General features: G+C 70.5%; 5 protein-coding genes and 1 pseudogene. 2 read left to right on the forward strand and 4 right to left on the reverse strand.

Going from position 1 to position 6,828, the window contains the following annotated elements; all coding sequences use genetic code 11:
- Positions 1-15: 15 nt before the first annotated feature.
- The 3 genes from ACH4E7_RS37515 to ACH4E7_RS37525 form a co-directional block, all read right to left on the reverse strand.
- A complete protein-coding gene (locus ACH4E7_RS37515; protein ID WP_396253675.1) occupies positions 16-987 on the reverse strand; it encodes a LuxR C-terminal-related transcriptional regulator in 972 nt (323 codons plus the stop codon).
- 498 nt (positions 988-1,485) lie between these two features.
- Positions 1,486-3,432, reverse strand: a complete 1,947-nt coding sequence (locus ACH4E7_RS37520; RefSeq protein ID WP_396253676.1) for a potassium transporter Kup — start codon at positions 3,430-3,432, stop codon at positions 1,486-1,488.
- Between the two features lie 358 nt (positions 3,433-3,790).
- Complete coding sequence (locus tag ACH4E7_RS37525) at positions 3,791-4,615, reverse strand: GNAT family N-acetyltransferase (protein ID WP_396253677.1); 825 nt, start codon at positions 4,613-4,615, stop codon at positions 3,791-3,793.
- Between the two features lie 578 nt (positions 4,616-5,193).
- On the opposite strand from ACH4E7_RS37525, the pseudogene ACH4E7_RS37530 reads away from it, so the two are divergent.
- Together ACH4E7_RS37530 and ACH4E7_RS37535 are read left to right on the forward strand one after the other, a co-directional pair.
- Positions 5,194-5,280 (forward strand): annotated as a pseudogene (locus tag ACH4E7_RS37530) (short-chain dehydrogenase); the annotation flags it as partial.
- 65 nt (positions 5,281-5,345) lie between these two features.
- On the forward strand, positions 5,346-6,014 hold the full coding sequence (locus tag ACH4E7_RS37535) for an SDR family NAD(P)-dependent oxidoreductase (protein WP_396253678.1): 669 nt from the start codon (positions 5,346-5,348) through the stop codon (positions 6,012-6,014).
- A gap of 425 nt (positions 6,015-6,439) precedes the next feature.
- Here the strand turns inward: ACH4E7_RS37535 and ACH4E7_RS37540 are convergent, their stop codons facing one another.
- A complete protein-coding gene (locus tag ACH4E7_RS37540; RefSeq protein ID WP_396253679.1) occupies positions 6,440-6,607 on the reverse strand; it encodes a hypothetical protein in 168 nt (55 codons plus the stop codon).
- Positions 6,608-6,828 lie beyond the last annotated feature (221 nt).

Consider the following 6,828-nt stretch of genomic DNA (forward strand, 5'->3'; position numbering starts at 1 on the left):
GGCCTGGCACGGGGCTCAGAGCCAGCCGCGGTCGCGGGCCGCCAGCACGCCCTGGGCGCGGTGCGTGGCATTGAGGCGGCGCAGGAGATGGGCGATGTGACCGCGATAGGTCCGGACGGAGATGCCCAGCTCGCGGGCGCCTGCCTCGTCCTTCTCGACGCGGACCATGGTCCTCAGCACCTGCTGCTCGATCTCTGCCAGGTGTTCCTGGTCCAGATCCTTGGCGGCCTCCCAGAACCGATCGAAGAGAGTGATGAGGCTGGAGATCATTCCCGGCTGGTGGACGACGAGCGCCCCCCGGCCGCTCTCCCGGGGGTCCATCGGCACCAGAGCGGTTCTCCGGTCGAAGATCAGCATGCGCTCCAGCGGGCCGTCCAGGGTGCGGACCTGTGCGCCGCGCGCCCTCAACTCGGCAAGGTAATCGGCCGTCTGCTGGTCGTGGAGGGCGTCCGTCCGCATGATCGTCTGCATGGTGAGCCCGCGGCGCAGGGCCCGCATGTCGGCCTCCTTCGCGCCCTCGATGGCGGCGGTGGACAGCGGGCCGTTCGGCTGGACGGACAGCAGCTCGTGGTGGGCGAAGAAGGCCAGCTCGTCGATACGGGCCCGGACGCGGTCGGCGCCCTCGACCCGCTCCACGCCCTCCGGCGGGGACTGCCGGCGGCCGTTCCGCTGTTCGTCGAGAAGGGCGTTGACCACGTGCCGGGACGCGATGACGCGCTGGATCTCCGCCTGGAGCTCCGTGAGCCTGGATTCGACCAGCCGTTCCGTGACGACGAACGGGTCCGTCGCCACGATGCCCTGGCCATCGGCCGTGGTCACCATCCCGGCGGATTCCAGCCGCTCCAGGACCGCTCGTAGCTCGTCGGTGTCCAGCCCGGCCGCCAGGGCGAGGGCCTCGGCACCCAGCCCGGGAGAGCGCAGCGCGGAGCGGTAGACGAGTTCCTCATCCTCCGCGACCCCAAGGTGCGACAGCTCAGCCTCTGCCATTCCCCTCGTCCCCCGATGATGTCGGACATCGACCGGAACTCGTCCGTAGTCGACCGATATGTGACTGACGACAGATCGTAACGTCGACCGACGACGCGACCTTCCCGGAGAAGGGCGAGCCGACCGGTGTCGGGGTGTCGGGGCGGGAGAGAGTGCAGAATCGTTACTTCGCTTGCGACGGAAGGCGCGTTGCGAAGGGCCGGGCCGGTCGGGAGAGGGGTGAAGCGATCGCTGTCACGGCGGTTCGCGCTGTCGGGGGAGCATCCCGGAACGGAGAAACTGACGCGCACTTGACGGTGTAGGGAGCCGAAACCCTGACGGGACCTTGACACCCGAAGCCGGGAGCTTTCGGCGGCGCTGTGCATGACAGCCCGTCTGGACGCGCGCGGCGGGCCGAGTGGACGACAGGCTCTCCCCGTACGACCCGGGTCGTCCCGTCCATCCGTGCACGACAGTGCCATCACCCCGCGACGCTGACGCATCGTCGGCCCGCGCGGGCTACACCTCGATGTGCGAGCCCATGATCACCGTTCGGTCGCGGGGGAGGCTGAAGTACTCGGCGGCGTCGGCGGTGATGTAGGAGGTGGCGACGAACAGCCGCTTGCGCCAGGGAGCCATGGTCGGCTTCTTCCCGCGCCGGATTTCGATCTTCGACAGGAAGAAGGAGGTCTGGTCGAGCTGGAGTCGGCCCTCGGTTTCGGCCGGGGCGAGCGTCGCCAGCGTGCTGGGCACGTCCGGTGTCTCCATGTAGCCGAACCGGGCGGTGACGTGGATGATCCCGTCCTCGGCGTAGCCGAGGTCGTCGACCACGGTCCGCTGGTCCGCCGGGATCCGCGGCACGGGCTCGGTCTCGATGGACAGGATCACCACGTGGTCGTGCCGGACATGGTTGTGCTCGACGTTGGCCCGCATGGCCAGTGGGGCGGTCCGCTTGCCCCGGTTGAGGAAGACGGCGGTGCCGGGAACCCGGATCGCCGGCACCTGGCCGCTGTGGAGCTGGTCGACGAACTCGCGCAGCGGGCCTTCGTGTCGCTCCCGCTCCGCGGTGACGATCTCTCGGCCACGCTGCCAGGTGGTCATGACGGTGAACGCGGTGAGGCCGATCAGCAGCGGCAGCCATGCGCCGTGGAGGAGCTTGGTCGCGTTGGCCGCCACGAACAGCAGGTCCACCGTGAGCAGCACGGTCGCTCCGACGGCGACCAGCCACACCGGCGTGTGCCAGCGGGCCCGGGCAACGTAGAAGAACAACAGCGTGGTGATGGTGATGGTCCCGGTGACCGCCATGCCGAACGCGAAGGCCAGGGCGGTGGAGCTGCGGAAGGCGAAGACCAGGGTGAGGACCGAGACCATCAGCAGCCAGTTGATCCAGGGGACGTAGATCTGCCCGATGGTGGACTCGGAGGTGTGGGCGATCCGCATCCGCGGCAGATAGCCGAGCTGGGCGGCCTGGGAGGTGACGGAGTACGCGCCGGTGATCACCGCCTGGGAGGCGATCACGGTCGCCGCCGTGGCGAGCAGGACCATCGGCCATCGTCCCCAGTCGGGCACGAGCAGGAAGAACGGGCTGCTGATGTTGGCCGGATCGGCGAGGATCAGCGCGCCCTGGCCGAGGTAGCTGAGGACGCAGGCGGGGAAGACGAGGAAGAGCCAGCCGCGGGTGATCGACCGGCGGCCGAAGTGGCCCATGTCGGCGTAGAGCGCCTCGGCGCCGGTGACCGCGAGGACGACCGCGGCCAGGGCGAAGAAGGCGGTGCCGAAATGGCCGGTCAGGAAGGTCAGGGCGTAGCTAGGCGAGAGCGCCCGGAGGATCTGCGGGTGGTCGGCGATGCCGGATACGCCGCACGCGCCGATGGCGACGAACCAGGCGATCATCACGGGTCCGAACACTCGGCCCACCGCCGCGGTTCCTCTGCGTTGCACCAGGAACAGCACCACGATGATCGCCGCGGTGAGCGGCACCACGGTGCTCTCCAGGGACGGCTCGACGACCTTGAGCCCCTCGACTGCGGACAGCACCGAGATCGCCGGGGTGATCATGCTGTCGCCGAAGAACAACGACGCGCCGAAGATGCCGAGCGCGGCCAGCACGGCGGTCGTCCGGCGGCCCCGCTGCGCGCCCGATTGCCGCAGCAGGGTGATCAGCGCCATGATGCCGCCCTCGCCGTCGTTGTCGGCGCGCATCGCCAGCAGCACGTAGGTGACCAGGACGATGATCACCACTGACCAGAACACGAGCGACACCACCCCGTACACGTTCTGCGTGGTGACCGGGACAGGGTGCGGGTCGTCCGGGTTGAACACGGTCTGGAGGGTGTAGATCGGGCTGGTCCCGATGTCGCCGAAGACCACGCCGAGAGCCCCGACCACGAGCGCGAGGCCCGCCGTCCCCTGCGCAACCGGACGGTGTGCCTGCGGCGGTCGCGATGCGGAGCCGCGATCGGCCATGGTGGTCCTCCTCCGTGCGGGCTGCCCTGAGCAGTCCTGCGATGCTGGGGCGGACAATACCGATCCCGCTCCGCCACCGATCAAAGGCGTGCGACGTTTCGCCCCCACCGAGAACGGATTGCCTGCGGGCCGGCCGACTCCGGGGCCCGATGTCCCAGGAGCAGTGTGAACGCTGCACCATCCGAAACCGCGGATCATCGCGCGGATCGCGACGGGTGTTCCTCGGCCGGTTCGTCGTCCCGGCCCCCCACGTGATCGTCGAGGCCGTCCTCGTCACCGAACTCTTCGTACTCGCTGTGGAGCAGCCGGCACCGTGGATGCCCGACCGGAGGTTTTCGAGGGTCGCGGGTCGGCCGTTTCAGGTCGAGCGGGGTGAGGCACAGGGTGAGGTCGGGGTCGTCGAGTTCTGTCGACGGGGAAGAGCCGGGCCCGCCCCCGCCACTTCCTGCCGTACCGGCCGGAAGCCCGCCGCCTCGGCGAGCGCCTGGCTGGCGTGGTTGCTCCGGGGCGCCGACCAGGTCGGGGTGAGCCCCTGCATGCGGGCGCCGGTGGCGGCGGCATGGACGCAGGCGAGCGCGAGGTCGCCACGGCGGAAGGCAGGGTCGGTCGCCACGGCGATGTCCAGGTGCTCCCGTCCGACGAGGTAGCCGCAAGCGAGCGAGGCCAGGTACGGCCCGAGGAAAGCGCCCCAGGCGAAGCCGCTCGCCGCGAGCGTTCGATGGCCACCCCAGGTCTCCGCAATACAGTGCGGGTCGCCGGTGCGGTCCGCGGAGGCGGTGGCGCGACGGGCGAAACGGTCGAGGCGGCCCTCGTCGTCGGCGTGCAGCGGACGTACCCAGGCCGCCGTGTTCCGGGACACCGGCCGTGGTCGCTCCGCGTGGACGTACAGCACGCGGACCCACGGGGTGAGATGGGTGAAGGTGCGGCCCAGCAGAGGCAGGAAACGGTCCGGGGCGTGGAACTGCCCTCGCCCGAAGCGGGCCAGGACGCCCGGGTCGAGGCGTCCTGGGTCCCCGCGCAGCAGCCGTTCCAGCCCGCAGTGCACCAGCAGCGCCCGGGTGGCGTCGGGGTCGTCCGCCCACCAGCCGCCGCGGGCGCTCCGTGTGACGTGGGCGGGAAGGACGCCCGAGCCGGGCCGCTCGTGGGTGAACCATCCGGTGGCGGGAAGGGCTGTGACGGACATCCTCCCAGTACGGCCGACCGCGGACAGCAGGCGTCAACTCGTTGACGAAAGCCTGGCGGCAGTGGGGCTCCTCCTGGCGGAGCCTTGGCGGCTGCCAGGAGACGACAATTCTCAACGCCATTCGGAGAAAGGGTAATTGACGAGAGCCGTTGATTGCCGGACCGGCGGCCTCGTCAAGGACCCGTCGCAGCGCGTCAGGGGATCGTCAGGGAGGGTGAACGAGCTTGCCGGGGGCATCCGGGCAGGCTTTGATGGGGTGCATGCACCGCCCGACACGCCACCACGATCGCCCGCCGCATAGTCGGCCGCGGATCGTCGCTGTCGCGGTCGTCACTGCAGTCCGGTAGGACCGAGTCCCTTCCCACTCGTCGTCGGCCGCGCGCACGGGCGCGGTGCCGTTCCGTCGTGCCCGTGCCGTATCACCGCCGCTCGTCCCCTGCCCCGTCGGCTCCGAGGGCGGGGGACGGGCGAGCGTCACCTCGCATCACACCCTTGCCGCACCGATGGCCCCGGAGGCGTACGGCCTCGTGCCGCGCCGTCTTCGCACCCCGCCGGTGCCTTCCACCCTTGGATGAGTCATGTCCGACGCTGTTCTGTCCGCCCGCACCGCCCTCGTCACCGGCGCCTCCTCCGGCATCGGGTGGGAGACCGCCCGGCTGCTCGCCGGGTACGGAGCCACCGTGCTGGTGCACGCCCGGACCACCGCCGAGGCGGAGGCGCCGTCGCCCGGTTGGTCGAAGCCGGCGCCCGTCGGGACCAACTCGTCGAGCTCACAGCGGACTTCACCCGCCTCTCGGAGGTCGCGGTGCTGGCCGGCACGGTCGTCAAGCACTACCCGGCCCTGGACCTCCTGGTGAACTACGCCGCCGTGATGGCGCCCGAGCGCTGCACCCTCACCGACGACGGCAGCGAGGTCTCGCTCCAGGTCAACTTCCTCGCCGGTCACCTCCTCGCCAAGCTTCTGCGCGCCCCGCTCTCTGCGGCGGGCAACGCCCGGATCGTCAACGTCTCCTCCTCCCTGCACCGCACCGCGTCGATGAACTGGTCCGACCCGCACCGCGTCAAGAAGTACTCGCGGGTCGCCGCGTACGCGCAGTCGCAGCTCGCCCTCACCATGGCCACCGCCGAAATGGCCCCGGCGGGCTCCGGCATCACCGCCGTCAGCCTCAACCCGGGCCAGTGCGACACCGCCCTGCTCTCGCTGTACGGGCGGGTCGGAGCGCCGGCGGCGGAGGGCGCGGCGGCTGTCGTGCGGCTCTGCCTGCCGGACGTCGAGCTCGCCAACGGCGCCTACTACGACGGCGGTTCGGTCGCGCCCACCGCTCAGGTGGTGCAGGAGGAGCGCTCGCAGAAGCGCCTGGCCAAGCTCGCCGACCAGCTGGTCGGCCGGGCCGCCTGAACCGCACCAATCCGACGATCAAGAGGAAGAGCACGATGTCCAAGCGCGCCCGCAAGAAGAAGGCCCGACGGAAGAAGAAGGCGAACCACGGCTGTAAGGCCGGGCAGAGCTGACCCCGTAGACCCACCCGGTGCCGCGTGCCACCGGCACCGGGTGCACCCCTGCGGCCCCCGAGGCCCAGCTGTCCGGCTGTGCGGCCGGGCGGCCTCGGGGACTCAGCCGCCACCGGGTGGAGAGGACGGATCCGAGGCGATCAAAGCACTCGGGGAGGTTCCTGAGGCGGGCTGGCGCCGGACTGCGGGCCTACCCCCTGGTCGTCCAGGACCCCGCCCCGTCCGCGGCTGCCCGAGGCGTCACCGAATGGTGCTGGCGCCGCGAGAGCGACGTCGAGGAATGGCACTTCGGACCCGTGGTTTGCGGCGCTGTCACCGGGACGCGGGTGGCTTCGGCCAATCGGTACCGTCTGCCGCGGCTCCGGGGATCTCGCCGAGGCGGAGCCAGGCGTTGGCGCCGGAGACGCTCATCGGGCTGTCGGCGAGTCGCTGCCAGGCCTGGTGGTTGTCTCCGAGCATGTCGGCCACGAGGGCGAGCACTGTGGGGTGCGTGCTGTCGTGGCGGCTTCCGCTCGTCTTGAGTGCTGTCCAGGCCGGCAGCGCGAGGTCTCGGCACGGCGCTTGGGCAGTGTGAGGATGTGCCGGGCCCGCACGCGATGAGCGCCAATGAGTTTCCTGAGTCAACCCCTATGCCGCCAGAGTGGTCTCGGGAGTCGTTTTGATCTTGCTGTTGGCCTGGTGGGTGTCGGGGTCGTAGGGTG

It is taken from the genome of Kitasatospora sp. NPDC018058 (assembly GCF_044327205.1).
Taxonomy (GTDB): domain Bacteria; phylum Actinomycetota; class Actinomycetes; order Streptomycetales; family Streptomycetaceae; genus Kitasatospora.